Raw genomic sequence first — 24915 nt, 5'->3', positions numbered from 1 at the left:
AAGGTAAAAGGTGGGGATATATATCCGTTTTATAACTGAAAGTGGAGATTTCATGCTTATAATATCTAGGTCTAAATTAATGTTAGGTTTTTGCATTCTACAAAAAAATTCCCGGTATAACCGAGAATTGCATTTCCTATTATTATCTTATTAAAGAATTTCACCATTGGATTCTATGACTGTTTTATACCATTCGAATGAATCTTTTTTATGGCGAGAGAAATTTCCAGATCCATCATCATGTCGATCTACATAAATAAATCCATAGCGTTTATAAAACTCACCTGTTCCCATAGAAACAATGTCAATAGGTCCCCATGGTAAGTAACCAATTAAAGGAACACCCTCTTCAACCGCTTCTTTCATAGCTTCAATATGCATTTTTAAATACTCTATACGATAATCATCATGAACACTACCATCTGCCTCTACAATATCTTTAGCCCCTAGTCCATTTTCTACAATCATTAAAGGTGTTCCAGGATAGCGAGAAGCTAATTTTTTTAATGTCCATTTGAGTCCAAGCGGATCCGTTTGCCAACCCCAATCCGTTACTTCCAAATACGGATTTTTGATGCCGCCGGAAAGATTCCCTTTAATTTTTGTTGCGTTTGGATCTGCCGAGATACAATTACTCATATAATAGGAGAAAGTGTACATGTCCACACAACCATCCCTCAATATTCGTTGATCTTCCTCTGTAATAAAAGATAAGTCAATACCGTCTTCTTTCAATTTTGCAAGCGCAATCGGATTATAAATTCCTTTGACCTGAACATCACCGCATAAATCATTGAACATTAAATTTTTTTCCTGTGCTATTAATTCATCTTCTGGAGAAGGTGTTAAAGGATACCAGGGAATATGACAAATCATGCAGCCTATCTTGAATTCCGGATTGATTTTATGTCCCTCTATTACCGCTTTGGCACTGGCAACAAATTCATGATGTAAAGCCTGCCATCTTTTTTGTGGTACATCCTTTAACTGTGATTTTGGAATTGGAACCTTACTTTTTAAATCTTCCTTTTCTACTAATCCAACACCGTTATATCGCCCAACCGGCAATGTAGCCCCATTGATCTCATTAAATGTGATCCAATATTTTACTTTATCCTTATAGCGCTCAAAACAAGTTATCGCATAACGAACAAACAAGTCAATGGTTTTTCGCTCATAAAACCCCTGGTAGCGTTTGGTAATTTCCCACGGAATCTCGTAATGACAAAGGGTAATAACTGGTTCGATTCCATATTTTAAGCATTCATCAAAGACATTATCATAAAACTGGAGGCCTGCTTCATTTGGCTGCTTGTCATCTCCATTAGGAAAAATGCGCGCCCAGTTGATGGAAGTACGAAGGCTTTTAAAACCCATATCGGCAAATAATTTAATATCTTCTTTATAATGATGATAAAAATCTATTGCGTCATGAGAAGGATAAAAGGCATCTTTTTGCAGCTGAGGACAAAACATACGTGGTGTATCAACATTTCCTCCCAACATCATATCAGCAATCGATAATCCTTTTCCATCTTCCAAATAAGCACCTTCACATTGATTGGCAGCTAATGCGCCACCCCATAAAAAATCTTTACCAAATCCCATAGAAATATCCTTTCTAACATTTTATTCAACGAACTACTTCAAATAATGGCATTCCGTTTTTAACAGAGCTTGTCTTTGTGATTTCAATAGTTTTAAAATCATTTGTATTCGTAATAATGACTGGTGTTTGTATCTCATATCCGGCTTCTTTGATAACATTTAGATCTACATCCATTAAAAGTTGTCCTTTATTTACATGATCGCCTTGTTGAATATATGTGGTAAAACCGCGTCCTTCTAAGTTTACTGTATCCATTCCAACATGAATCAAAACTTCCACTCCATTATCTCCTGTTATTCCAATTGCATGTTTTGTAGGAAATAAGGTAGAGACAATTCCGCTAACAGGTGCTGTTACTTTACCATCGGTTGGAATAATTCCTACACCATTTCCCATAGCACCACCGGCAAACACAGGATCCTTAACAGCACTTAAAGAGATAACATCTCCCTGCAACGGAGAAACTACTTCCGCCTCATTGACATCAATGCTTGGAATAGTTGAACTTTTCACATTCATTACCTTTTGTTCTTCCTCTTTATCTTTCCATAATACAATGGTTAATACAAAAGAGATCACCATAGCAACTAAAATAGAAACTGCCGCCAATACAACGCCAGATACATCCCCTTCTGGTGAGATATAGTTCACCATTCCTGGAATACCACCAGCTCCCATAATATAACGTTTCACACCAAAAGCACACATCATTCCATTTCCCACCATAGCTCCGATCATAGAAGCTACAAAAGGAATTCTAGCCGGAAGAGTATAACCATAAATTGAAGGCTCGGTGATTCCAAATAAACCAGAAATAACTGCCGGAACAGCCATCATTTTCTTCTTTTTATTCTTTAATTTTACACACATTCCAATTAAAGCGGCAGTTTGCGCAAAAGCAGCTGGATGTGTAACAAGTAATAAAGTATCATATCCTAAATTTCCTAAGTTGATCATGGCAACCGGAACAGCAGACCAATGTAAACCGAAAATAATCAAAACTTGCCAGAAGAATCCAAGTACGATTCCTGTCAACACCGGTGAAAAGTTAAACAAATTTGTAAATCCCATCGATAGCAGGTTTGTGAACAGCTGTACTAACGGTCCAATCAATAGCAAACCAATCGGTAACGAAACCAACAAAACTAAGAATGGGACAAAATAGCTCTGAATCATATCGGGAACAAATTTCTTTGCCCATTTTTGAATCCAGGAAGCAAATGCAACTACGACAACTACCGGGATAACCGAAGTTGTATAATTCGCCGCTATCATAGGAATTCCAGCAAATGTCGTATAATAATCCCCAAATAAGCCGATTGTTCCCAACGCTTCTCCTGCAGATAGAGTTGCTGCCTGGATGCTTGGATAACACAAAGTAGCACCGATCAACATACCTACAACGATATTAACATTAAATTTCTTGGCGGAAGAATATCCCAACATGATCGGCATAAAATAGAAAATCGAATCTCCAATGGCATTAAAAACTAAATAAACACCACTGGCACTATATGTTGCACCTAAAGCCCAAACTAACAGTGCATTTATACCTTTAAATAAACCACAAGCAACCATTGGGCCTAAGATTGGCGCAAAACAAGAAGAGATGATATCAATTAAACGATTTATAATTCCTTTTGGCTTTTCCTCTTCTACATTTTCATTGTTGTTTTGATCTGTAATCCCTAATATTTCACATAAATCGGCATAGACCAGATTGACATGATTTCCTATGACAACCTGAAATTGTCCTCCAGATTTCACAATAGTGATTACACCATCCAATGCTTTTAAAGCTTCTTCATTGGCTGCACTTTCATCTTTTAACTTAAAACGAAGTCTTGTCAGACAATGTGTAACAGTTACAATATTATCTTTTCCGCCTACTTCATTTAATATAGAAGTGGCAAAATTAGTATATTTTCCCATCTTTTTCTCCTTTTATCCTTCATAAACGCGCATACAGTGATACCCCTGATGAATCGCATCAATAACCTTTCCCGGCTTTTGAGAATCACCAATCTCAACAACATCGATATTTTTATCAATTAATTGTTCAAATAAACTGTGTTCACTTCGAAAACCGGTTGAAAAAATCACTGTATCTGCTTTAAGCACTTCTTGATTTCCATTTACTTCGACAATTACTTCTTTTTCTTTGATTTCCTTTGTGGCACAAGATGTCAGAACATGTAGTAAGCTATGCTCTACCATATAGCGTATATTCTGTTTGTTGGCAACAAAAGAAGGAGCCATCAATATATCCTCGGCAATTTCGACAATCGTTACTTTTTTTCCTTTTGATGCGAATTCAACTCCCATTTCACATCCAACTTCACCGCCACCAATAATCACTACATTTTGTTTGACCGTTTCCGGATGAAGTAAAGCAGGTATAGCAGTAGTTACATGTGGAAGGTCATGGCCCTTGATTGGAATCACTACCGGATTGGCTCCAATTGCCACAATAACACGATCTGGATGAAAACTGAGTACATCTTCCAAGATTGCTTCTTTTTCAAGCACAATATCTACTTTATATTTTTTTACCTGGCGAATTAGATATTCCAATTGATCTTTAACATCCTTTTTAAATTTCATGGCTGCTGCAGCTGCCAGAGCACCACCTAAATATTGATTTTTTTCCCATAAAGTAACATCAAAGCCGCGCTGTGCTGCAATGGCCGCCGCTTTTAGTCCGGCAGGTCCGCCTCCTAAAACAAGTATCCTTTTTTTTGTTTTAGCAGGATATAATTGATACTCTTTTTCATGCATGCATAACGGATTGACTGCACAAGGACGAGGATGCCCTTTCATCGCATTAAAATGACACTCTCCACACCCTATACAAGGTACAATCTCATCTAATCGATTTTCTTTGACTTTATTTGGCCAATGTGGGTCAGCAATTAAACCATGCCCAATAGCTATTAAATCAACTAATCCGTCAGATATAGCTTTATTGGCAACATCAGGATGATTCAACTTGCCATGTGCCATAACCGGCACCTTTCCACTTACTTCACGAACCAGTCTTGCAGCTTCTAAATCAAATCCTGGATGTTGATAAACGCTGCTGACCATACGCCATCGACAAGAATAGGAACCTCGTCCATAATGAATTAGATCTATACCACTCTGCGACAATCGTTTTATAATTGATAAACCTTCTTCTAACGGTTTTTCATCGTCATCCATACTATCCAACGTAACTTTTACAGCTATCGGATAATTCTTTCCACAAGTTTTTCGGATTTCATCTATAATCTCAAAAAGAAAACGCTGTCGATTTTCAAAACTACCACCATATTCATCAGTTCGATGATTCCATTTTGAAGATATAAACTGATCAATCAGATAACCACCGTACCCATGAATTTCAATCATATCCACACCAGCATCTTTAGCTAACTTGGCTGATTCACCCATTGCCTTTACTAATTTATGAATACCTTCAATCGGTAATTCTTTACAAATCAACTCCGGATTGTAATAATTTGGACATGGGCTGGCAGAATAAGGGGCCGTATGTGGATCTATCCAATTCATCCTACCGATTCCTGGAGATAACTGTATCGCAAATTTAGCCCCATAGGCATGTACACTTTCAGCTATTCGATGTAGCATATAAACGTGTTTGTTACTGTTTAGTAATTGACATGCCGGAGGTTCAAATTCATCGGATACACTGACTGCTCCTGTCATGATCAGTCCAGCCCCACCTTTAGCTCTTTCTTCATAATAAGCTAAATCATACGCATTGAACGCACAAGATTGATCGGTCGTCGTTCCCATAGGGGCCAATACAATGCGGTTCTTTAATCGCATTGTTCCAATTTGAACAGATTCAAAAAGTTGCATGACTCCTCCTTTATACTATTGATACATATTTATTATACCGCGGTAACAAATACATAATACTTTTGTAAACGCTTTCTGTCAATGCCTTTTTAAAAAGTTTGTTCAAAAAATTTTTTAATGTTATATTTATGAATGAAAATGTTCTAAAAAATTTCTTTACATATATAAAATAGGAGGATATAATGAGCCATCAGGAATCAAAAACAAAAGAATTGATAAGAGATACAGCTATAGAATTATTTAAAAAATATGGTTATGAAAAAGTGACGATTCAACAGATTTGCAAAGCTTGCCAAATAACAAAACGCACCTTTTATTATCATTTTTCATCAAAAGGTGCTCTTTTAACTGGTTTAAATGATTATCTTGGAATGCACGCGGAAAACCTTTTATCAACTGTGGTAACACAAAACAATAACATAGAAACTTTATGGACTCTTATGCGTGTATATTGTGAAAACAGCCAATCTTATGGTTTTCATCTCATCAAACAGTTATATATACAATCTTTAGAAGATTCATCAACTCATTTTCCCAACGATATGTATTTATATCCAATTGCAGTCCAATTAATAAAAAATGCACAGAGTCAAAAAGAAATACAAAACACCAGTAAACCGGAAGACATAGCCTTTTCCCTCTATCACGGTCTTAGAAGTGTATCTATCACTTGGGCTTTTGAAAATGGTTCATATGATTTAGTTAGCGAATTTAAACGTGTTTTTATCACGACTCTGAATTATCAACATAGTTTATAAAAAACACTGAAATACCAGATAATGATCTTTATTTTGATATTTTCTCAATTTATCTTTATGAACGTTGCCAACTTTTCAAAAAAAAAGATAGGATGTCAAATTTTTAACATCCTATCCTGTTCCTACTTCTTGATCTTCTCTGTGAAAATGTGCAATTAGAAACTTATCTCCAATACTATGTGCATAGATTTTCTTTAACGGATTTCCTCTTTGATCAAACCATCCATCAAAAACATACCCTTTTTTATATGCTGGCAAAAGTTCTATATCAGAATTGAAATATGTATAGACGTGTGGATTTTTACGCGATGATAAACCACCATTGGCATTATAACGTATGTGGTATATCGCTACTTCCCACTTTGCATATAAAGTGCAGGATTCTTTGATCACTTGATCAAAGGAGAATGGCTTTTTAAACTTAGAATCATAATACCATCCGCAAAACTCATGTCCCAGTTTTAACGGATGTCGAAATGGTTTAAGATATCCATTAGAATCCACCAGTTTAGGTTCAATATTCCCTCCGCCATTGGATTCAAAAGAAACTTTGCTTCTGGAACGATAATGCGCCTTCAAAGTAATTTCTTCACTTTGTCCTTCCGGAATCACATGGATCTTTTGACCATTCAAGCTCCAATAATCAAATACCATCCCTGTTTTTTTGGCAGGATATAAACGTAAAACACCAGACTCAATATTTAAAAATTGTGGATTTAAACGAGAGTTCATTCCTCCATCCAAATCATAATGTATTTTATACCATATCGGAATCCATTTATCATATAATGTCATTGTTGTAGGCAAAATCCCGCCTGGATTTAAGCGTTTTGTACACTCTTCATCAATATACCAGCCGCCAAACAGATAGCCCTTTCTATGTTCTTGTTCTTTCTCCATTTTTTTCTTCCCTCACAATTGTAATTATACCACAAATATGGTAATATATCGTTGCTGTCCTCGTAGCTCAGCTGGATAGAGCATGCGCCTTCTAAGCGCACGGTCGGGGGTTCGAATCCCTCCGAGGACGCCACTTGAACAATTCTCCTTTATATAAAGGAGTTTTTTTATTTTTTACAATTGTTTGAGAAGATTTTGAGAAAATCGCTCCACAATACACATGGCTTCGTCTTCTTTTTTAGGAATCAAATGAGTGTAGGTTTCTAATGTGATTTCAACATTTTCGTGTCCCAGTCGTTTGCTAACTGCAACAATATTGCAACCGCTGCAAATCAAATTTGAAGCATGACTGTGACGTAGCAGGTGAAAATGTTCGTAGTTTGATTGATGAGTTGTCGGAGCTGACGAGTAGAATGAATGCGCTTCAGAAGAGCTTGGAAGATGTGGATCGTCGTTCTACGCAGGCTGTGAAACAGGGTGTTGGTAAAGCACATAATACAGCGACGAAAGCAGCGGAAGAGAGTATGAAGACCTTGACGGATTCGTTTGCCAAGTTGGTAAAGGTGTCTTCAAAAGAGGCGATGACTCGTGTGGAGCGATTGCAGCGGTTCTCGAAGATATCGGTGCTTGGCATGATGATGAAAGTTGGTGCAGCAAGTGTTGCGAGTTCGCTGCTGGTTGTGTGGCTTTCGACTTTTATTCTGTAGTCTTGTGGGCATAAATAATGATGAGGGTGAGCACTGTTTGGTGTTCACCCTCATTTTATCGTTCGTCTCTATCATTCGGTTGTTGTCTGGATGGGCTGTTGAGGTTTGCTGCTGCATCGCGGGATTCCCGAGAAACCACATCCAGGGTTATGGTTTCTACTTCATGTGTTTCAGTTTTGGTTGGGTCTATGAAGTCGCCAAATACAGGCTTTTTTGTTCCCTGATTTTGAAGGTGCTCAAGAATGTTATAGCGGTCGGTGACGAGTGTGACATCGGCGCTGGTAGCACAGTCACGAAACCATGTGTACTCTTTTTGAAGTTCTTCCATGATAAATATGACTTTATTGGTGCGGATAGGTTCGATACTTTGATAGCCGGAGTATTGGACATGGATAAATCCATGCTCTTTGAGAAAAGATGCTATCTGTGCCCAGGCTTGTCTCCATCCGTTTGGTGAGGTGGAAGGATAGAGTTCTTTGAGCTTGCGTGTATCCAGGTCAAAGTTGATGGCTTTACGAGTAGTTGCATCATCATACACTGCAATCTCCCTTCTATATGATTAGAAGTTTCCACGCAGACGATATGGGGCAATATCTTTAAGGTCGTCAATGAGATTGTATCCCTGATCCCCACCTTCGTGATAGATGACCTTTTCAACATTGTTGATGAACCATTCTTGATCGACAAGAAGGGACATAGCAAGTGAGATTCGTGCTCCGCTGAGGTCGGAACGCGGTTGCCATGTGGCGTTGTCTACTCGTTCTATCTCAAGGACATCGGCGCACTTTTCTATATAGTCATAGAGGGTTTGTGGGTTGTAGTGATTGCGTTTGCATTTTTCTTCATCGAAGTAGACGGTGAAGTACCATTTACGAGGGTTAAGTGGGTGCATCATAATACTTCCTTCCTTTCTAGCGCTGCTTGTGTTTTTGTGTTTTGTACGTATCCTTATGGTTATCTAGTTGAGTATCACGCGGTAGATGATGTTGAGAATGATGACTACAAGAAATCCCAGGAGGTTAGCTCTGGCAGCTTGAGTTTGTGCTTGACTGCCATCAGGGTAGATTTTGAAGAGAATGAACAGGGTGATGAGTGGTAGAAGCCATCCGGCTAAAAACCAGCCTATCTTTCCTGCTCGTCCGATACGTTTTGTTTGTTGACGTGCCATCGTCTATTTCTCCTTTCAGATGCCAAGAAGCGCTTTGATTCCCAGGATAATCAGGAATGTGACGGTGCCAAAGAATGCGAGTTTTCCTGATGCCCAGTAGGCTTGGCTTCCTTCGGGGTAGCCGTGGTGGATAGCAATAACGAAGCCGATCAGTGGTAGGCATAGCCCGAGAAGAAACCACAAGATTTCTTTGACGATTCCGATGGTTTCTGGTTTTTGCCTCTTCATGAGTCACACTCTCCTAGCTATCTTGGTTTCTTGGTATCTAGTCTACTTGGTTACTAGGTTTTGTGCAAGTGGTTTGTTGAAAATGAAGCAGTGTGAAGTATGCAAGAAGGGACATACTAGCAAAGGTAATGAGTAGTGCAACATTGTTTGTGGTCACATAAGCAACGATGGCACTTGTATACATGATGATGGTAAGGAGGATATAGACATGTTTTTCATTCATATTCTCATCATAGAAGAAAAGCCCGAGTCACCGGGCTTTTCTCTTTTTGTGTAATTATCGTTTTGCCATCATGCATCGGATGTCCATAATAATTTGCGCATATCTAGTCCTCAATGAGATCGTGTTCTTCCAAGGTTATTGTTCCGTTGTGCACATCCTCAATTTGTTTCTTAATATAGGCCATATTTTCTGGAGCGTAGAAAGGGTCAAGTGTAAGATCAAATGGTATCCGCTGTTCTCTTCCCACTGCTTTGATAAAGATATTAAGGGCTGTGGACATAGAGAGTCCCAGTTGCTTGCATACTTTTTCTGCTGCCTGTTTGTCTTCTTTACTGGCTCTGAAACTGATATTGACCATGTTTTCTGATGCTGACACAGGGATCACCTCTTTCTTTCACCATAATTATAATGCTCATGTATTGTATTACACAATACATTTACATTACTTTTGCTTTTCTTTGTATATATGAGATGGATTGGTTTTTTCTGCATTGTCGAGGGCAAAGGCAGCATAATATGTATCTCTTGCCGTTTCTTTCAGTGATGGTTGTCTTTCTTCTGGCGTGTGATAGATGGATGGATAGGCTCTTTCGATGTAGTTGAGGGCTGGGCACATCGCCGGATCATCCCAGAGTGTTCTGAGGTAGTGGATGCATTGTTCTTTGTTATGGAAGAGGGATGAGGATTGGCTGAGAATATCATCATTGCCTTGCGGTGTGAGTTGTCGGGCTTCAAGAGTTGCACTTGGCAAGAATCCTGAGAATCTAACAGAGCATCAACAATCCTGTTTAGATGAGATCAAAGAACTATATCCGAAGATGTTTCGAGGATATCAGTTAAAAGAAGGACTAAGAAAAGTGTTTCAGTGCAGGAAGGATACAATAGAGAAAGAATTAAAAGCCTGGTTGTCATGGGCATGTCGAAGCAAGCTGAAACCATTTGTAGAATTAAGCAAAAAGATACGGCGACATAAGGACGCGATCATTGCGACCGTAAGACATGGATTATCGAATGCGCGTATAGAATCCATCAATAACAAGATCAAAGTGTTGATACGAAAGTCATATGGATTCAGGAATATACAGAATCTTATCGGTATGATCATGATCGTATGTTCCCGGTTATACTATGAAATCAAACTATCTTATGAGCTTAGATGATTTCTACCCACACTTAGTGCAGATGCTTCTAAATCTTTTTGCATATTCTCATAGAAATACGCTCAATCATTCTTTCTCTCAATTTTATACGAATTTAAAGTACAACCTTAAATTTGTATAAAATCTAATAAAAACGAGCCTTTCAAGCTCGCTATACCCTATTTTGCTGAAATCGCATAAGAATTGATAATGGAAGCTTTTGAATTACCATCATCATAAGCCATAAACTAACCAAACGATCTATATAATCTGTTACAAACTGTACCACAAAACAGCTTCCCATCAACCCTAATGGTGTTTTGGCCAATAGTTGCACAAGGACTGTAGAGCCGGATGAAGTAATTCCGCCAAACAAAGCCGCTGTAATACAGGCACTTAACAAAGAAACCGGAATACTGATCCACAAAGCCTGCAGGGCAAGAGAACCTATAGATCTCTTCTTTTGATCTTTTACGATCATACCGGTCATAAATCCAAGCATGATCCCTACCGGTGCATAATACAGAGAATAGATGTCCGTTGTCAGACCAAAGATAAAACCGCTTAATACGTTAGGAAGCATTCCATAAAACGGCCCTAATAAAATTGCTATCAAGATGGTACCCATGCTGTCTAAATAAATAGGAAGGTGAAGCCAAAGGGCGATATTTCCTCCTATGATATTGATCACGACCGCTAATGCAATCAAACAAATTTTATAGACTGAATTTGTTTTTTTCATGCGGTTTCTCCCTTAAAGATTTCTTCCAAATACGAAAGCTCTTCTCGTTTTAAATGTAGTATGCGCTCAAGAAAGAAATAAAAGAATTCTTTCACCTCTACACTAGTCAAAATATATACATTCTTTTCTTCTTTGTAGAAATCATAGGCATCGACTATACTTTGTCCTCGGGCAATCCCCTGCGTTTCAATATCTGTATAAGCTTCAAAGCCTTGGCAAAGATCAGGCTTTAAGAAATAAGCTACCGCTAAAGGATCATTGATCACACAGCCAATAATGTGTTCCCAATGCCAATGAAAATCAAAATAAAACTTGGTGATCTTGGAAATAAATTCACCCTGTTTTTCATCCAACCTCTTAATATACTCTAACAAAGTCGGTGTCAAAACGATCTTTCTGGTTACATCCAGCCCAACCATATGAATTTTCTTATGCAGTTTCTTCATTTGTTGAAAAACGATGTGTGCTGCTTCCGGATCCTCCCAGTAATTATATTCGGCAACCGGCGAACAGTTACCATGCGCTTTATAACTGCCGCCCATCGACACAAGCTGTTCGATCTTGGCAAAAGCAGAAACATCAGCTTCAATCAGCTTAGCCAGATTGGTCAAAGGCCCTAATGCGATCACAGAAACCGACTGCTCGTGTAAGCTTTCCCGGAAAAAATCAACAGCACTTTTTAAAGGTGGTTGATCAATGACCTGTTGTAAAAAGCTTTCTCCCAGACCATCACTGCCATGCGTATCCAAAGCATTCACAAAGTCTTTGATCAAAGGCTTTTCTTCCCCTATATATACAGGAATATCTAGACGCCCCATATGTTTAAGCACTTTTTTGGCGTTTTGATATCCCATCACTACCGGAGCATTTCCTGCAACAACCGTAATGCCGATCACTTCGATTTCTGAACTGGATAAAGCCAACATGATCGCCAAACTATCATCAATTCCCGGATCACAATCCAATATAACTTTTCGTTTCAAGCTATCTCTCCTTTGCATAAAAAAAGTTTTGCCTCCCTAGACAAAACCACACAAAAAAAGAAATTTTCTGTCTGTCGCCTATTATTATACTGGGAGGAACATAAAAACCAGTTTCTTCATTTATACCATATTCCCGCATTGAAATCAAATGACATACTGAAATCTAAGTCGAACCATGATATGATATTGACTAGGAATGGAGTGTTTATTATGCAGATTCAAGTAACGCTAAAGGTTAGTGCTCAGGAATTCTATGACTTTGTCGTTTCCAGCATTCAGGCCAATTTAGAGTTGGCCGATAGTGCCTCCGGCAAAGAAGTCAAAGAAGGCACATCCTATAAAACAAACATGAAGACAACAGGCAAGCAGCAGGAAAAGACAAAGGTCAAAGTAACACATTTAAAAGAACCGGAACATATTCGAACGACCTACTCATCGGCATCGGTTTCCAGTGCTACCGAATACAAGTTGAAGCCGATCGATGATCAAAAATGTGAAGTGACTTATATAGAATCTAACTTTGATGCCAACCACAAAGAATTAGAATTTCAGGGACTCAAGAAAATGATCCTGGAAAGAAAGTTAAAGAAAAGACTTCATGATGTGGAAGCCTATCTCATTAAAAAGAGAAATCAACCGGAAGAAAGTTGATTTCTCTTTTCCTTTTTATCTTTGATGTAATTCAATCGAATACTCGTATGTTTGGCCATCGTAATAAGAAATCGTATATTCGATGGGTTCGTTACGATCGTTTAACGACAGACGAATACGCTTTAAAATCGGGCTTCCTTTGCTGATATGAAGAGCTTTGGACAATGCCATATCGGCCAACATACTGGAAAATGTTTCTTTGATCACGCTCGGTTTTCCAATATTCGCTTTTTCAAATTGATCATACATTGAATCCTCAAAAGCTTTTGGATCCATCGATAATTCAAGATGTCCTGGAATATAAGTTTCAAAAAGAACGATCGGTTTATCGTTGGCCGTACGAATACGAATCAACTGATAAACATCTTCTTTAGCTTCCAACTCCAACATATCTTGAATGCTCTTAGATGGTTTCATCTTTTTTAGCGTGACATATGATGTCCCCGGTTTCATCTTACGTTCCAAAATTTCAGTTGTGAAGCTGCGAATCGCATTGGCACTTTCATTGATACGTGAGCTGTAAGTGACGGTAGTCCCTCTTCCCCGTGCTTTTTTGACATAACCTTCCGCTTCCAATTCGGTAATAGCCTGTCGAATCGTAATTCGACTGACATGAAAGATCTTTTCCAGCTGAGGCTCGGCGGGAATTAAGCTGCCCCGAGGATATTTACCATTTTCTATCTCTTCCTTTAGTGTCATCTTGACTTGCAGATAGAGAGGAAGCGACTCTCTGTCAATATTCATAAGATTCCTCCTAACGTACGTAGGCTTTAATCAGTTTGATTTCCTCATTCTCACTTTCGCCATAAGGTCGAATCGTGTAGGCTCCTACCTGAGCCGGAATGATGAAGGTTTCGGCATAATGCACGACAAATGGTTCAAAGGCATGATCCGGACTTTCCACGATTGCCTCTTTACCGTCAATTAAGTTTAACACATGAACCGTTCCCTGTGTATCATGATTTGTAATATGATCCGTTGTATAACGTCTGGTTTCAATAAATTCCAGGGCATGAAGGCCGGTATGCTCCACCTTACAATCGTTTGCTTCTTCTTTGACTTCATAAACCGCATTGACCAGATTCTCTTTGACCCAAGGAGTTGTACGATACCATTGAATAACTTCTTTACCATGCTCTACATGAACCGGGCGTGGTTTTCCATCCAATCCTAAACGCTCCCAATCCCAAAGCTTGAAAGTAAAGATATAAGGTGTAGCACTGATTTCCAGGACCATCGCATTGTTTCCGGAACAATGACAAGTACCGGCCGGAATTAAGAAATGATCATGTTTTTTTGCCGGAAATTTATTGATGTATTTTTCGGTATCGAATACGATCTCTCCCTTTTGCGCTTTACGCAGATCTTTGATCATCTGTTCTTTATCGATGTTTTCTTTTAACCCCAGATAAACGCAGGCGCCTTCACCGGCATCTAAGATATAGTAGCTTTCATCCTGTGTATAAGTCATCCCAAAATTCTTTTTGATATATTCTGTGACCGGATGTACCTGTAAAGAAAGATTTTGACCACCCATCGTATCCAAAAAGTCAAAACGAATTGGGAATTCTGCCCCAAACCGAGCATAAATCTGTTCCCCTAACAGTGCCTTTGGCTGATACAACACCAAATCCATACACGGCAGTTCTACGACAACACCATCATAATCAAAAAGAATGCTGTTTTCTTCCGGTACACCATCAAAACTCCATGCGAAATTCTTTTGTTTCTTATCCAGATGACAAACTTCTTTCATCCATTGTCCGCCCCATACACCTGGATCAAAATAAGGAACGGTTCTAAACGGTCTCGTAGCCAATTGTGCCAGACTGTCACAGAATGCTTGTCCGGTAATCATCTTTGGATCATTCTGTTTATTCGTATCTATGACATAATCGAATTTTTCAAAAAGTCTTGCCTTATGTTTATCCGCAATACGCCATTCAATAAAATAAGCTCTTTTATACTTACGTAAAATATCTTCATCCGGATTGTTGGTTTTATAATTGGTCATCCCTTTTCGATAACGCAGCTGGATTTCCCATCTAGCCATATCAAAATACACCAGAATATCACCAGTCGTCACTAAAGAGGCCCCTACACCATATACGATGGTCAAACCGTTGGCTTGTTGAACCTTTTCCTGAGCTTCCTTCAATTTATCTTCATCGATAAAATCTATAAAATCGCCGTAATACATCTTTCCGAACACACGATCCTCTGTTAGATGGTATTTCATCTGTTCTGTAATGACGGCTTCTTCCTTAAATAAATCATAGCTGGCAATCAAACAAGAAGCATCAAAACGATGAATCAGCTGCATCACTTCTTCTTCATCAACACCTGGGTAATAATCAAATACCAATGTATCATTCTCTTTGATCTTGGAAGACAATTCCTCATAGATCGCATCGTAGCCGCGAATGGCCTTATGATTTTTTATTTTCGTTTTTGGAAACTTGTCATATTTTGATTCAAAATTTAAATAGCTCATCTTAATTATTCTCCTTTATCGTTATTTTGCCATCTTCCTTAAATACACGAACAGAAAAAGGCATATTTTCCACACGTTTATAATCGTGTCCGGCATTGATTGGCCAACAACACATGACTTCCAGCTTGGAATCGGATGTATTGACAAGTCGATGCGCAAAAGCACCATCAATATGATGAATACTTCCTTCCCTCATCTTTTCGGCATGACATTGTCCCTTTTCATCCATCAATAGTAGAAGTCCTTCTCCTTTTTGACAAACATAGATTTCATCACACTGCTCATCTTCATGAAAATGACCTCTTGTCACATTACATTCTTGTGCTACACAAACCGGTTCCATAACTGTTAATCCCCAGTTTAGATTTTGCGTATGATCATTTCTTGTATGACAAGTATAGACCGTGTACATCAAAGTATTATCTGGTAAAGACGCACCTTCTTTGGCATAAAATGATTTTGCCTGTTCATACGTCTTATAGGAAACTTCAACCGTTTCTCCGTTAATCTTTCCCTCTTTGAAATCTTCTATCCATTTTGCTTCTGTGATCTTCATAAACTCCTCCTATACAAAGATTATAACATTATAATGTTTAAGTCAATGAGTTTGTCTTTGAACCTTTTCATTTTATGATATAATACCCTTTGTAAAAGGTGGTAAACAGTATGAAAATAGCCTATTTGATTCATTCGGAAAGAGACTATGATGAAGTTATTGAGACATTGAACCAGCTTGTCAAACAAAACGATCATGCCTTTATCATGATTAATGACAATGATTTAAGAGATAAAGTCGCTTTTGTATTTGCTGATCATCCAAGAGTTCATATTTCCCATACACAGGAATTTGCACAGGAAGGTGATTTATCACTGGCAAGGGGTACGATCATACAAATGAAGGAAGCTCTGGAATACGATCAATTCGATTATTTTATCAATTTGACCGATGGTATGATGCCATTAAAGAGCCGAAAAGAAATTGTTGAATTTTTAGAGAAGAACCCCGGTAAAGATTATTATTATGTGGCATCAAAAGAAACGCCGGAATTAAAAAAGAAGGCAGATCGTTATTACATGTTCACAAACCTTTTAGCCTTCCCCACCAGCAAATTTATTCGGGGACTGACAAGAGGAAATGCGGTCTTATTTTCTAAACTGGGTTTAAAGAGAAAAGTGGAAGATGCCTATCAGATTGGAAGTCCATGGTTTATGTTGTCCAATGAAACGGTAAAAAAACTTGTTGTCCACTTTGAGTATGTATCCAATACCTTTAAGATGGCCTGGTATCCGGAAGAAATGTATATTCCTATGATGATGGAAAAATTCATCTATACTGATCGTGCCGATGATCACATCAATAATGACTATCGATTAGTAGGACCAGAGGGAGACTGGCAGGCAAGCTCCGGGGCAAAGCCAATTAACGCGGAATTGATTGCGAGTCATCCGGAAGCATTATTCGGTGCTAAGATCACAGCTGAAGATAACCTGGATCTTTATCAGGATTATTTCGATATTTATAATTCTTCAATCAATGAGATAGAAGAAGAAAAAGAAAAGACTTTTATCGATCCATCTCTATTATTAGATTCATTGAAAAAGGCAAAAGAGAATAGACAAGACTAAGAAGACGGCTGTCTTCTTTTTTAAACCTTGAATTGTCAAATTAAGTGCAACGTTTCCGAATAATACACTTCATATGGTGTTTTATATCCTAAACATTTTCTGGGACGTTTATTCAGTTCATCTACTTTTTCTTGAATATACTCTTCTGGAATGTCTGTTATGTCCATTCCTTTAGGAAAATACTCCCTTAATAATCCATTTGTATTTTCATTTGTTCCTCTATCCCATGGGTGTTGGGGATACGGGAAATAAAATTGGACTTGATTTAACTCTTCGGTTATTTCTGCATGCGAAGAGAATTCTTTTCCACGGTCTGGTGTTATTGTGCACAAGGGTTCATTTTTAAGAAGCTTGATTGTTGCTTCTTTTACGTGGCAACTTTTTTTCTTTTTTATTTTTGTACACTTTAGAAATCGACTCCTTCTATCCACGTATGTTACCAGACAAGCTTTCCCATTTATGCCTGCAACCGTATCACCCTCCCAATCTCCAAGGCGCAAACGATTATTAGCTTCTTCTGGGCGATCCTTCAGTTCATTAGTAATCTGGATCTTCCCACGCTTTTCAACATATGTTTTTGTATGCCGCGATTTACCTCTATGTCTCAGTTTTCGGATTGACCCACGATTACCATGTGATAGATTCTTTTCGTCAAACATACCGGAATAAATAGCTCGATAAATGGTATTGTAACTAATTGACCAATCAGTTTTTTCATATTCCAGTCTTCCAGCAATCTCTTCAGGAGACCATTGATGGTCTAAAAATCGATTGTGAACCCACTCATAATAGATTGGATTATCTAAAATTTTCTTTCTTCCGCAATGGTTCCGTCTTTTAAAATAAGCTGCCTGAGCTTTTGAAGGACTGTATTGTTCATCGAAAGCATTTCTTTTCAGTTCTCTAGATACAGTAGATTTGTTTCGATTAAGTATTTTACTGATTTTACAAATTGAAATTCCTTTTGCGGAATAACTCAGTATCATTTCTCTTTCTTCTATAGTAAGATGATGATAGTGGTTCATAGATATAATCCTCCTGATTCACTTGGTTTGGTCACCATTAGTGTATCATGAGGCATCTATGTTCCACTTTTTTTAGTGTTGCACTTAAATTGTAAATTCAAGACATAAAAAAAAGCACCAGTTATTTTTTCTGGAGCTTATCGATCAAAGATAATGTATATTTTTTTGAATTTTGAAAGCTTAAAAAATACATCAGTGTCAATGCACCGAAAACAATTCCTAAAACTAAGCCGATCCATTTTAACACATCGCGTACCGAAGCACTGACAGTTAAAAAGTTATCATGCAATCCTGAAAATCCCCAAATCGCAATAGCGGCAAATAATAGAAAGATAAAAAAGAACATTTTCATTGAGCGTCCTAATTTCTTTGTCATCATATTTCTATAAGCAATCTCATTTTTTAAATCTTCTCGCTCTTTTTTTCTCATTCTGCGCTCCTTTACCAATAAACAAAATCATCCCTCTTGGGAGAAAGGGATGATCTTGAAAGTGTCCTTTTCGAATAGCTTATCCGATCAAAGAACCGAATCCGAACAAGATATCACTACCGATGATGTTACCAACAATGGCGATAACAACGAACAGTAATAATACTTTGATTGGAGACATGTTCTTCTTAGCCATTAAGAACCAGGCCAACAAAACAAAGGCCATTGTTAAAATCTTAGGGAAAGCACCGTTTAACTGGTCAATCAGCATAACTGGTTTACCTTCAGAGTTCGTAGCAATCTGTACACTTGATGATACATTAACCCAGCTGGCAGCCATAGCACCAACGATAACCTGACCCATAACGATTACAGATTCACGGAATGCAGTAGCTTGCTGACCAACGATAAGTTCAACAGCAGATCCACCTAATTCATAACCTTTGTCATAAACAAATTTCTGGAACCAGGTAGAAGTGATGTTCCATACAACGATATAGAACAGAGGACCAATAGCAGATCCACCTTCTGCCAAACCAACAGCAATACCTAATAAGATAGGAATATAAGTACCAACGATCAGTGAGTCACCGATACCTGCCAAAGGTCCCATCAGACCGGCACGGATACCGTTGATCATTTCATCATCGATAGCTTCGGCACCATTAGCACGAGCTTCTTCCAAACCAGCAGTGATACCAACAACCATGGCACCAATCTGAGGTTCTGTGTTGAAGAATGGGTAGTAAGTTGTTAATTTTTCCTGTTGTTCTTCACGAGTTTCATACAGTTCTTTGATGATAGGAAGCATAGCCCACATATAACCAAATGTCTGCATGTGTTCTTGAGAGAAACCTGTCAGGTTTCCATACCACCAACGCCAGAAGGATTTATTTAATGTTTGTTTTGAAATCTTTTTCATAACTAAATATCCTCCTCATCATCGTCATCAGAAGCAGCTGCAGTTGCAACGCCTCCGGCTTTCATCATCATTAACTGGTAGTTGATCAATGCGAATACAGCACCAACAGCTGTAGCGGCTAACAATGTCAGACCCATTGAAGCAGCCAATGCAAAACCAAATACGAAGAAAATCAGATCTGTTGGTTTGGAAATAACTGATTTTAACAAAATGGCGATACCTACAGCCGGCAATACAGAACCTACTGTTAATAAGGCCTTAACGTACCATACACTTGTATCCAGATATGAGAACAATTCTTGAACGGCACCTGAACCATAGTAGCACAATAATGTACATGGCAAGAAAGACAATACAAAGTGAGAAATCAATGGGAATAAGCAGTCTACTTTACCAACGATTTCCATGTTTCCTTTGTCCAGCTGTGCCCAACCAATGTGCTGCCAGATCAAGTTCATCATAGCTGTTCCGTAGAACAATGTGATACCGATAACACCCGTCATGGCAGAAATCGTACCGGCAAGACCTTGAGCGTCTGCACCGCCGAATTCCATTCCAGCTGCTTTGGCACCAACATAAGCCAATGGAATACCAATGTAAGAAACGGCACGTAAGTCAGATGCAACAGTTCCACCTGGAGTTACCAGCGCGATCCACATAATCTGCATTGGGATACCAACCAGAATACATCCCTGAACGTCACCAAGGATGATTCCAACGATAAGGGATGCAACCAATGGACGGTTCAATGTATAGTTACCAACGGTTGTTCCCAAACAAGCAATGGTACTGGCTGCAGTACAGCTCATAATACCAATTAAAGCTGCTTGAAAAAATGTCATACTTTCTCTCCTTTTTATTTATCTAACTCAGTACTACTCCCAATTAGTAACCGAATTTAGATCTGAATTTTGGCCATGATCCGATAGCTGTTTCTCTTAACAATGCGAAATATACATCGTATCCAGCATTTGTCATAGCTTCACAGGCTTCTGCTTCTTCTGGAATCAAAGACTGGTTTGATCCTAATTTGATAGCGCCTGGACGGTCATTACAAGGACCGATTACAACCTGTTTTACATCACTTGGAACAAATCCGTGGTCTACAAGGATCTTCTTCATGTCAACAGGGTTCTTTGTGATCAGGAAATACTTCTTAGAACTCTTCAGAACATCATCTGCTTTTTCCAGGAAGTGTTCCATTGTCCAAACAAATACTTTTTTGTCTGTACTTGCTTTGAAAGACTGTTTCAAAACAGGTGTAGTAGCGGCTTTGTCATTAACCGCAATGATTCCGTCACATGGGTACTCTTTAGACCAGCGTGTAACGATCTGACCATGAATGATACGATCATCCACTCGAACAAAACTAATCATTATAATTCCTCCTTTAATTTATGATATGACCTCTTATAGATCATCATCATCGTCATTTGACTCTGTTACGAACTCACAAAGTCCGGCACGACCTTCGCTTAGTAAGGTTTCTTTCAAGGCATCTCTATCCATATTGTCTTTCATCAATACGGCAGAAATGGCACAAGGCATATTCATACCGGCAATTACCAATGTATTTGCCAATAAGCCTTTTTCATCCAATACGCTTAACGCATTTGTAAATGGAGATCCACTTAGGATATCAGCCAACAAGATTACTTCATCATCACTGGTGAAACCGGATACCAGTTCACGGAAGTTTTCGGCAAACTGATCAGCACTCATTCCATCCTTTAAAGAAGTGCTTAATACGTCGTCTCTGTCACCTGTCATCATCTTTACGGCACTATGAAGACCCGGTGCAAATTCACCATGACTAACCATAACTACATATTTCATGATTTTCTCCTTCTGCCTGAATCGGCATCTTTTTAAAGCCCTTACACAGCTCTATTTAACGAACTAATATTATCACATAAAATCACATTTTTCAATTCATTTTAAAGAGCCACTACAAAGCATTTAATGATGATGATTGTATTTATTTATATCTTTGAATAAGCCACCAAAACTCTTCCATGACCCTGGATCGTATAAGACCCTAGGCTGGCGGGAATAAACACGTTTTCTGTGTACTTAACCGACAAGCTGTTCTGTCCATAAAGAATCTTTGCATCCCCTTGTACAAATGTCAGGGTATGAAACTTTTTCCCCTCTGTATCTAAAGTCAAAGTGTCTTTGACATCATACAGTTCCACTACGAATTCATCACAATCCACCAATATCTTGTGTTGTCCTTCCATATACGGATTACTGATTTTTTGTGATTGAAGCGAAAAATCAGCTACATCAAAGCTTTTCTTTAAATGTAATTCTCTTTTGTTCCCTTTGGCATCTACGCGGTTATAATCATAAAAACGATACGTTGTATTGGAGTTGGTACCGATCTCAATCGCAAAGATACCGGCGCCTAACGCATGTAACATCCCGGCAGGAATCAAGATAAAATCACCGGCTTCGATATCTACCTTACGAAGACAAGGCTCTAAATTTTCTTCCTCCACGGCTTTTTGAATAATGCTTTTATCCCTGGTTGTCGTACCTGCCACTAAGGTTGCACCCGGTTTGGCATCCAAAACATACCAGGATTCTGTTTTCCCTAAATCGTTTTCATGTTCCAGAGCATAGCTGTTATATGGATGAACCTGAATGGAAAGATCCTCTTTGGCATCCAGATAAGCCAGTCGAAGCATCTTTTCAAAAGGCACCTCTCCCAACATTTCTTTTGGTTTTTCCTGAATCAGCTCCATCAATGTCTTTCCTTTATAGATTCCATTGATCACTTCATTGGTACAATATGAATGGGCACTGATCTCCCAGCATGTACCATAGCCTTCTTCCTCAATATGACGAAGACTTGTTAATTTGTCATTGGCCCAGATTGTTTTATCATAGATGGGTTTTAATTGTATTGGATACATCCTATTCACCTCTTTCACAGATACATTATAACATTATAATGTTTGTGTCAATGAATCAAAATAGTCCCATTAAATCATTGATGTGTCGCAACAATAAAACGGCCACTAAACAAACAACCGGAATAGCTACCATGACCCAATAGCCACGTGTTACTTTCTTTTCCAACTTTTTCCAGTTTTCCTGTGAGAAGTAATACCGATCATCACCGGTTTTATACACGACTTCATCTTCCATGAAATTGGCAATCGTATAAGAAATGACCGAAGTTGATAACTTTACATCTTTAAATTCTTCGATCGGAATGGCTTTTTCCGGTGATGTCGCCTTTCGTTTGATAAACGTATCCATGATGATTCGTGCTGCCGTTTTACGTACATTATTGTCTCGTTTTGCCATACTTACTTCCTCTTCTTCTTATTTTCTTTTGCTTCCTGCATCTTTTCTTTGATCTTTAAAGCCATCTTGCGGGTGACGACCATTGAAGGATCTTTCGAAAAGCTCACATTGAAGCCCGGACGCAGTTTATTTGTCTTTGAAACATTGATGACACTGCGATAACGATAATATTTTTTCTCATAGAAGAAACCATCTTCATAAAACCATGCTCTTCTTTTGACAAGGCAATCCAGTGCAAAGCTGATACAGCAGGCACAAAGCACCCAGAAACCAATCGCATACATCCCGTCATTTCTGGCAAACATCTGATAACAGGCAGCCGCAAAGCTTGCGACAGCCACTAAAACATAGATGGCAAACCAAAGCTTGTACTCCTCAAAAAACTCATATTTCTTCGCATGGTTTTCCATATATTCCTGTTTATTTTTGTGATGAATCACCAACTGTTTGATTCCGTTATACAGCTCATAGATCCCAAAACCGATCAGGACCAAGGTCACAACGACCGAAAGTACTCCACTATCCATATCTTTTCTCTCCTAAACAACTTGTTCGTATTATACAACGAAAGTATAAGTGAACCTACCCCTTTATTTAAAAATCCCAATCTTCCTGATAAATGATCTTAGCTTCAACCTTATCGCCATCAATCTCTAACAGGGCATAGCTTGGGGATTTTCCATCCCTAGGTAGTCTGGCTGAACCTGGATTGATCAAAAGAACATCTTCTACCTGTTTGATCTTGGAGACATGCGTATGTCCATAGCACACGATATCGCAGCCGTATTCCTTAGCCAGCCGAACCAAATTTTGTTCGCGATACAAGTAAGAACAACGATGAGAATGTGTCACATAAATCCGATGACTTCCTACACGAATTCGAAAATCTTCTCTAAATTTTCCATAGTAATCGTTATTGCCTTTGACAATCAGCCAATTGGGATAAAAGCGCGGATCGTCTTCCAAGTCCCCACAATGGATATAGGCATAGGCATCCTTATATTTTTTCTCCAGACATTCCAAAATTTCATTTTGCGAATGCGTATCACTCACTATTACGATCTGCATCTGTCTTATTCCTCACTCAATTTCATCTCTTCCATGACCTTATTGTTTTCCTGCATGGCTCTGGCATTCTCTGTGCCGACATAGCGCAATAAAAACGGATTATATAAATGCCCTGTTACAGACTCCTTATCCTGCGGATAACGAATCACAAAGCCATATCGGTAAGCATTCTCTTCCAACCAGCTGATCTTGACCTTCAGGCTTTCCTCCAGCCCTTCCTTTAATGCAGCATAATCGACCGTTTCCTGTGCCAGTAGTCCATTGATCCATTCCTGGTATCCCTGTAAACCAGTGGTAAAGCCCAGTTGAAACTCGTTTTGCCCGGCCGGTAGATACACCTGATCCACACGCTCCGGATTGGTTTGACTCAATGTCGTATATTCGGTAAAGACTTGATCATATGGCGTATAACCTTTGATCAGTCCTAAAAATGCATCACTCCCTAACATCGACTGATACGCATTTTCCATCCGTTCCCAGGCCTGGGCCACATTTTCATGCAGTGACAGCGAGCCTGTCTGTACCAGATTTAACGGAGCATATTTATAAACAGAGGTATCCGCATTCAGAATCACAAACATCTGGCTGGGATCGGCTACCAGCTTTAAAGGCTGCTGCCGAATCCCCTCGTTTTCATAAAAGGTCGTCAGATCCACATACGAATAATGCTCCAACAAGGTTTTCAGCGTATTTGCCGAAAAATGTTGACGGAAGCGGTTCACAAAATTGACGATGTAGGCATTGGATTGTGCCTGCGTCTTGGCTGCCGTGTAATACAGACGACAATAGCGGATATTAAAGCCTTCTTCATCAATAAATTCAATAAATTCCTCCGGTCGAATCTGATTGGAGATAATGTAATCGATATCTTCACTATCTAAATATTGTAGAAGTATATCGCGGTTTTCATCGGTCGCATAAGGATAGCGCGCCAAAGGATCATAGGTTTGGTTCATAACCCAGAAACAACCGCAAAATACGCCTAAACAAATCAAGATCAGAATCACTCTTGCTTCTATGTTCGTTTTTTTATTTTGCACAAGCTTTACCTCTTCGGCTATTA

At 38.7% G+C, this 24915-nt stretch carries 32 protein-coding genes and 1 tRNA gene; 6 read left to right on the top strand and 27 right to left on the bottom strand.

Annotation, left to right across the window (positions count from 1 at the left end; all coding sequences use genetic code 11):
* Positions 1-150: 150 nt before the first annotated feature.
* From ACTQX6_RS03005 to ACTQX6_RS02995, 3 genes are read right to left on the bottom strand one after another with little or no spacing between them, the layout of a single operon-like run.
* On the bottom strand, positions 151-1608 hold the full coding sequence (locus ACTQX6_RS03005; protein WP_117447184.1) for a glycoside hydrolase family 1 protein: 1458 nt from the start codon (positions 1606-1608) through the stop codon (positions 151-153).
* Between the two features lie 25 nt (positions 1609-1633).
* A complete protein-coding gene (locus tag ACTQX6_RS03000; protein ID WP_117447185.1) occupies positions 1634-3541 on the bottom strand; it encodes a beta-glucoside-specific PTS transporter subunit IIABC in 1908 nt (635 codons plus the stop codon).
* Positions 3542-3553: 12 nt separating this feature from the next.
* A complete protein-coding gene (locus ACTQX6_RS02995; protein WP_117447186.1) occupies positions 3554-5473 on the bottom strand; it encodes an oxidoreductase in 1920 nt (639 codons plus the stop codon).
* Between the two features lie 182 nt (positions 5474-5655).
* On the opposite strand from ACTQX6_RS02995, the gene ACTQX6_RS02990 reads away from it, so the two are divergent.
* Positions 5656-6231: a TetR/AcrR family transcriptional regulator gene (locus ACTQX6_RS02990; protein ID WP_117447187.1), complete on the top strand. Its 576-nt coding sequence runs from the start codon at positions 5656-5658 to the stop codon at positions 6229-6231.
* A 111-nt stretch (positions 6232-6342) separates the two neighbouring features.
* Here the strand turns inward: ACTQX6_RS02990 and ACTQX6_RS02985 are convergent, their stop codons facing one another.
* On the bottom strand, positions 6343-7131 hold the full coding sequence (locus tag ACTQX6_RS02985) for an InlB B-repeat-containing protein (protein WP_117447188.1): 789 nt from the start codon (positions 7129-7131) through the stop codon (positions 6343-6345).
* A gap of 56 nt (positions 7132-7187) precedes the next feature.
* Here ACTQX6_RS02985 and ACTQX6_RS02980 point away from each other — a divergent pair.
* Positions 7188-7264 (top strand) — tRNA-Arg (locus ACTQX6_RS02980).
* Between the two features lie 41 nt (positions 7265-7305).
* On the opposite strand, the gene ACTQX6_RS02975 is transcribed toward ACTQX6_RS02980, so the two are convergent.
* Positions 7306-7467 carry a hypothetical protein gene (locus ACTQX6_RS02975; RefSeq protein WP_368859618.1) on the bottom strand — a complete coding sequence of 54 codons (162 nt, stop codon included), beginning with the start codon at positions 7465-7467 and terminating at the stop codon, positions 7306-7308.
* A 2-nt stretch (positions 7468-7469) separates the two neighbouring features.
* Here ACTQX6_RS02975 and ACTQX6_RS02970 point away from each other — a divergent pair, with 2 nt between their 5' ends.
* The gene (locus ACTQX6_RS02970) at positions 7470-7838 is read left to right on the top strand and encodes a hypothetical protein (RefSeq protein ID WP_272003358.1); all 369 of its coding nucleotides are present in this window, start codon (positions 7470-7472) and stop codon (positions 7836-7838) included.
* 55 nt (positions 7839-7893) lie between these two features.
* Here the strand turns inward: ACTQX6_RS02970 and ACTQX6_RS02965 are convergent, their stop codons facing one another.
* The 6 genes from ACTQX6_RS02965 to ACTQX6_RS02940 form a co-directional block, all read right to left on the bottom strand.
* Complete coding sequence (locus ACTQX6_RS02965; RefSeq protein ID WP_117447191.1) at positions 7894-8376, bottom strand: hypothetical protein; 483 nt, start codon at positions 8374-8376, stop codon at positions 7894-7896.
* 21 nt (positions 8377-8397) lie between these two features.
* Positions 8398-8733, bottom strand: a complete 336-nt coding sequence (locus tag ACTQX6_RS02960) for a hypothetical protein (protein ID WP_117447192.1) — start codon at positions 8731-8733, stop codon at positions 8398-8400.
* Between the two features lie 63 nt (positions 8734-8796).
* Positions 8797-9006 carry a hypothetical protein gene (locus ACTQX6_RS02955; RefSeq protein ID WP_117447193.1) on the bottom strand — a complete coding sequence of 70 codons (210 nt, stop codon included), beginning with the start codon at positions 9004-9006 and terminating at the stop codon, positions 8797-8799.
* 15 nt (positions 9007-9021) lie between these two features.
* Entirely contained in the window at positions 9022-9234 is a 213-nt protein-coding gene (locus ACTQX6_RS02950; protein WP_117447194.1) for a hypothetical protein, read from the bottom strand.
* Between the two features lie 326 nt (positions 9235-9560).
* Positions 9561-9833: a type II toxin-antitoxin system RelB/DinJ family antitoxin gene (locus ACTQX6_RS02945; protein ID WP_259295366.1), complete on the bottom strand. Its 273-nt coding sequence runs from the start codon at positions 9831-9833 to the stop codon at positions 9561-9563.
* A 66-nt stretch (positions 9834-9899) separates the two neighbouring features.
* A complete protein-coding gene (locus ACTQX6_RS02940) occupies positions 9900-10208 on the bottom strand; it encodes a hypothetical protein (RefSeq protein WP_147321527.1) in 309 nt (102 codons plus the stop codon).
* Here ACTQX6_RS02940 and ACTQX6_RS02935 point away from each other — a divergent pair.
* Positions 10108-10617, top strand: a complete 510-nt coding sequence (locus ACTQX6_RS02935) for an ISL3 family transposase (RefSeq protein ID WP_434313047.1) — start codon at positions 10108-10110, stop codon at positions 10615-10617. The genes ACTQX6_RS02940 and ACTQX6_RS02935 overlap by 101 nt on opposite strands.
* Positions 10618-10768: 151 nt before the next feature.
* Here ACTQX6_RS02935 and ACTQX6_RS02930 read toward each other — a convergent pair whose 3' ends face one another.
* On the bottom strand, positions 10769-11338 hold the full coding sequence (locus ACTQX6_RS02930) for an ECF transporter S component (protein WP_117447212.1): 570 nt from the start codon (positions 11336-11338) through the stop codon (positions 10769-10771).
* A complete protein-coding gene (locus ACTQX6_RS02925; RefSeq protein ID WP_259295370.1) occupies positions 11335-12321 on the bottom strand; it encodes a nucleoside hydrolase in 987 nt (328 codons plus the stop codon). The genes ACTQX6_RS02930 and ACTQX6_RS02925 overlap by 4 nt, the downstream gene beginning before the upstream one ends.
* A 210-nt stretch (positions 12322-12531) precedes the next feature.
* Between ACTQX6_RS02925 and ACTQX6_RS02920 the strand changes: the two genes are divergently transcribed.
* Positions 12532-12972, top strand: a complete 441-nt coding sequence (locus tag ACTQX6_RS02920) for a DUF3284 domain-containing protein (protein ID WP_181965684.1) — start codon at positions 12532-12534, stop codon at positions 12970-12972.
* Between the two features lie 15 nt (positions 12973-12987).
* On the opposite strand, the gene ACTQX6_RS02915 is transcribed toward ACTQX6_RS02920, so the two are convergent.
* From ACTQX6_RS02915 to ACTQX6_RS02905, 3 genes are read right to left on the bottom strand one after another with little or no spacing between them, the layout of a single operon-like run.
* A complete protein-coding gene (locus ACTQX6_RS02915) occupies positions 12988-13716 on the bottom strand; it encodes a GntR family transcriptional regulator (RefSeq protein WP_117447215.1) in 729 nt (242 codons plus the stop codon).
* Positions 13717-13726: 10 nt separating this feature from the next.
* Positions 13727-15466: a class I mannose-6-phosphate isomerase gene (locus ACTQX6_RS02910; protein WP_117447216.1), complete on the bottom strand. Its 1740-nt coding sequence runs from the start codon at positions 15464-15466 to the stop codon at positions 13727-13729.
* A 1-nt stretch (position 15467) separates the two neighbouring features.
* A complete protein-coding gene (locus tag ACTQX6_RS02905; RefSeq protein ID WP_117447217.1) occupies positions 15468-16022 on the bottom strand; it encodes a glucose-6-phosphate isomerase family protein in 555 nt (184 codons plus the stop codon).
* Positions 16023-16132: 110 nt separating this feature from the next.
* On the opposite strand from ACTQX6_RS02905, the gene ACTQX6_RS02900 reads away from it, so the two are divergent.
* Positions 16133-17092 (top strand): beta-1,6-N-acetylglucosaminyltransferase, encoded by a 960-nt coding sequence (locus tag ACTQX6_RS02900; protein ID WP_117447218.1) that lies wholly within the window; start codon positions 16133-16135, stop codon positions 17090-17092.
* Positions 17093-17127: 35 nt separating this feature from the next.
* On the opposite strand, the gene ACTQX6_RS02895 is transcribed toward ACTQX6_RS02900, so the two are convergent.
* The 11 genes from ACTQX6_RS02895 to ACTQX6_RS02845 all read right to left on the bottom strand — a co-directional run bounded on the left by ACTQX6_RS02895 (position 17128) and on the right by ACTQX6_RS02845 (position 24892).
* Positions 17128-18117, bottom strand: coding sequence for an IS30 family transposase (locus tag ACTQX6_RS02895; RefSeq protein ID WP_117446916.1), 990 nt, complete (start codon positions 18115-18117; stop codon positions 17128-17130).
* 121 nt (positions 18118-18238) lie between these two features.
* The gene (locus ACTQX6_RS02890) at positions 18239-18547 is read right to left on the bottom strand and encodes a hypothetical protein (RefSeq protein WP_117447219.1); all 309 of its coding nucleotides are present in this window, start codon (positions 18545-18547) and stop codon (positions 18239-18241) included.
* A 79-nt stretch (positions 18548-18626) separates the two neighbouring features.
* Positions 18627-19469 carry a PTS system mannose/fructose/sorbose family transporter subunit IID gene (locus ACTQX6_RS02885; protein WP_117447220.1) on the bottom strand — a complete coding sequence of 281 codons (843 nt, stop codon included), beginning with the start codon at positions 19467-19469 and terminating at the stop codon, positions 18627-18629.
* Positions 19470-19471: 2 nt separating this feature from the next.
* Entirely contained in the window at positions 19472-20311 is an 840-nt protein-coding gene (locus ACTQX6_RS02880) for a PTS sugar transporter subunit IIC (protein ID WP_117447221.1), read from the bottom strand.
* A gap of 43 nt (positions 20312-20354) precedes the next feature.
* The gene (locus ACTQX6_RS02875) at positions 20355-20846 is read right to left on the bottom strand and encodes a PTS sugar transporter subunit IIB (RefSeq protein WP_022789813.1); all 492 of its coding nucleotides are present in this window, start codon (positions 20844-20846) and stop codon (positions 20355-20357) included.
* A 33-nt stretch (positions 20847-20879) separates the two neighbouring features.
* On the bottom strand, positions 20880-21305 hold the full coding sequence (locus ACTQX6_RS02870) for a PTS sugar transporter subunit IIA (protein WP_117447222.1): 426 nt from the start codon (positions 21303-21305) through the stop codon (positions 20880-20882).
* Between the two features lie 146 nt (positions 21306-21451).
* Positions 21452-22387, bottom strand: a complete 936-nt coding sequence (locus ACTQX6_RS02865) for a type I phosphomannose isomerase catalytic subunit (protein ID WP_117447223.1) — start codon at positions 22385-22387, stop codon at positions 21452-21454.
* 55 nt (positions 22388-22442) lie between these two features.
* The gene (locus ACTQX6_RS02860) at positions 22443-22784 is read right to left on the bottom strand and encodes a hypothetical protein (RefSeq protein ID WP_117447224.1); all 342 of its coding nucleotides are present in this window, start codon (positions 22782-22784) and stop codon (positions 22443-22445) included.
* A 2-nt stretch (positions 22785-22786) separates the two neighbouring features.
* Positions 22787-23311, bottom strand: a complete 525-nt coding sequence (locus ACTQX6_RS02855; protein WP_117447225.1) for a hypothetical protein — start codon at positions 23309-23311, stop codon at positions 22787-22789.
* Positions 23312-23378: 67 nt separating this feature from the next.
* Positions 23379-23852 carry a metallophosphoesterase gene (locus ACTQX6_RS02850; protein ID WP_022789818.1) on the bottom strand — a complete coding sequence of 158 codons (474 nt, stop codon included), beginning with the start codon at positions 23850-23852 and terminating at the stop codon, positions 23379-23381.
* Positions 23853-23857: 5 nt separating this feature from the next.
* A complete protein-coding gene (locus ACTQX6_RS02845; protein WP_294687477.1) occupies positions 23858-24892 on the bottom strand; it encodes a M15 family metallopeptidase in 1035 nt (344 codons plus the stop codon).
* Positions 24893-24915: the final 23 nt, after the last annotated feature.

Source organism: Faecalicoccus sp. LCP19S3_E2 (assembly GCF_052121255.1).
Classification (GTDB): Bacteria; Bacillota_I; Bacilli_A; order Erysipelotrichales; family Erysipelotrichaceae; genus Faecalicoccus.
Note: the sequence above shows the minus strand (reverse complement) of the source record. Positions and strands in the feature narration are given on the sequence as shown.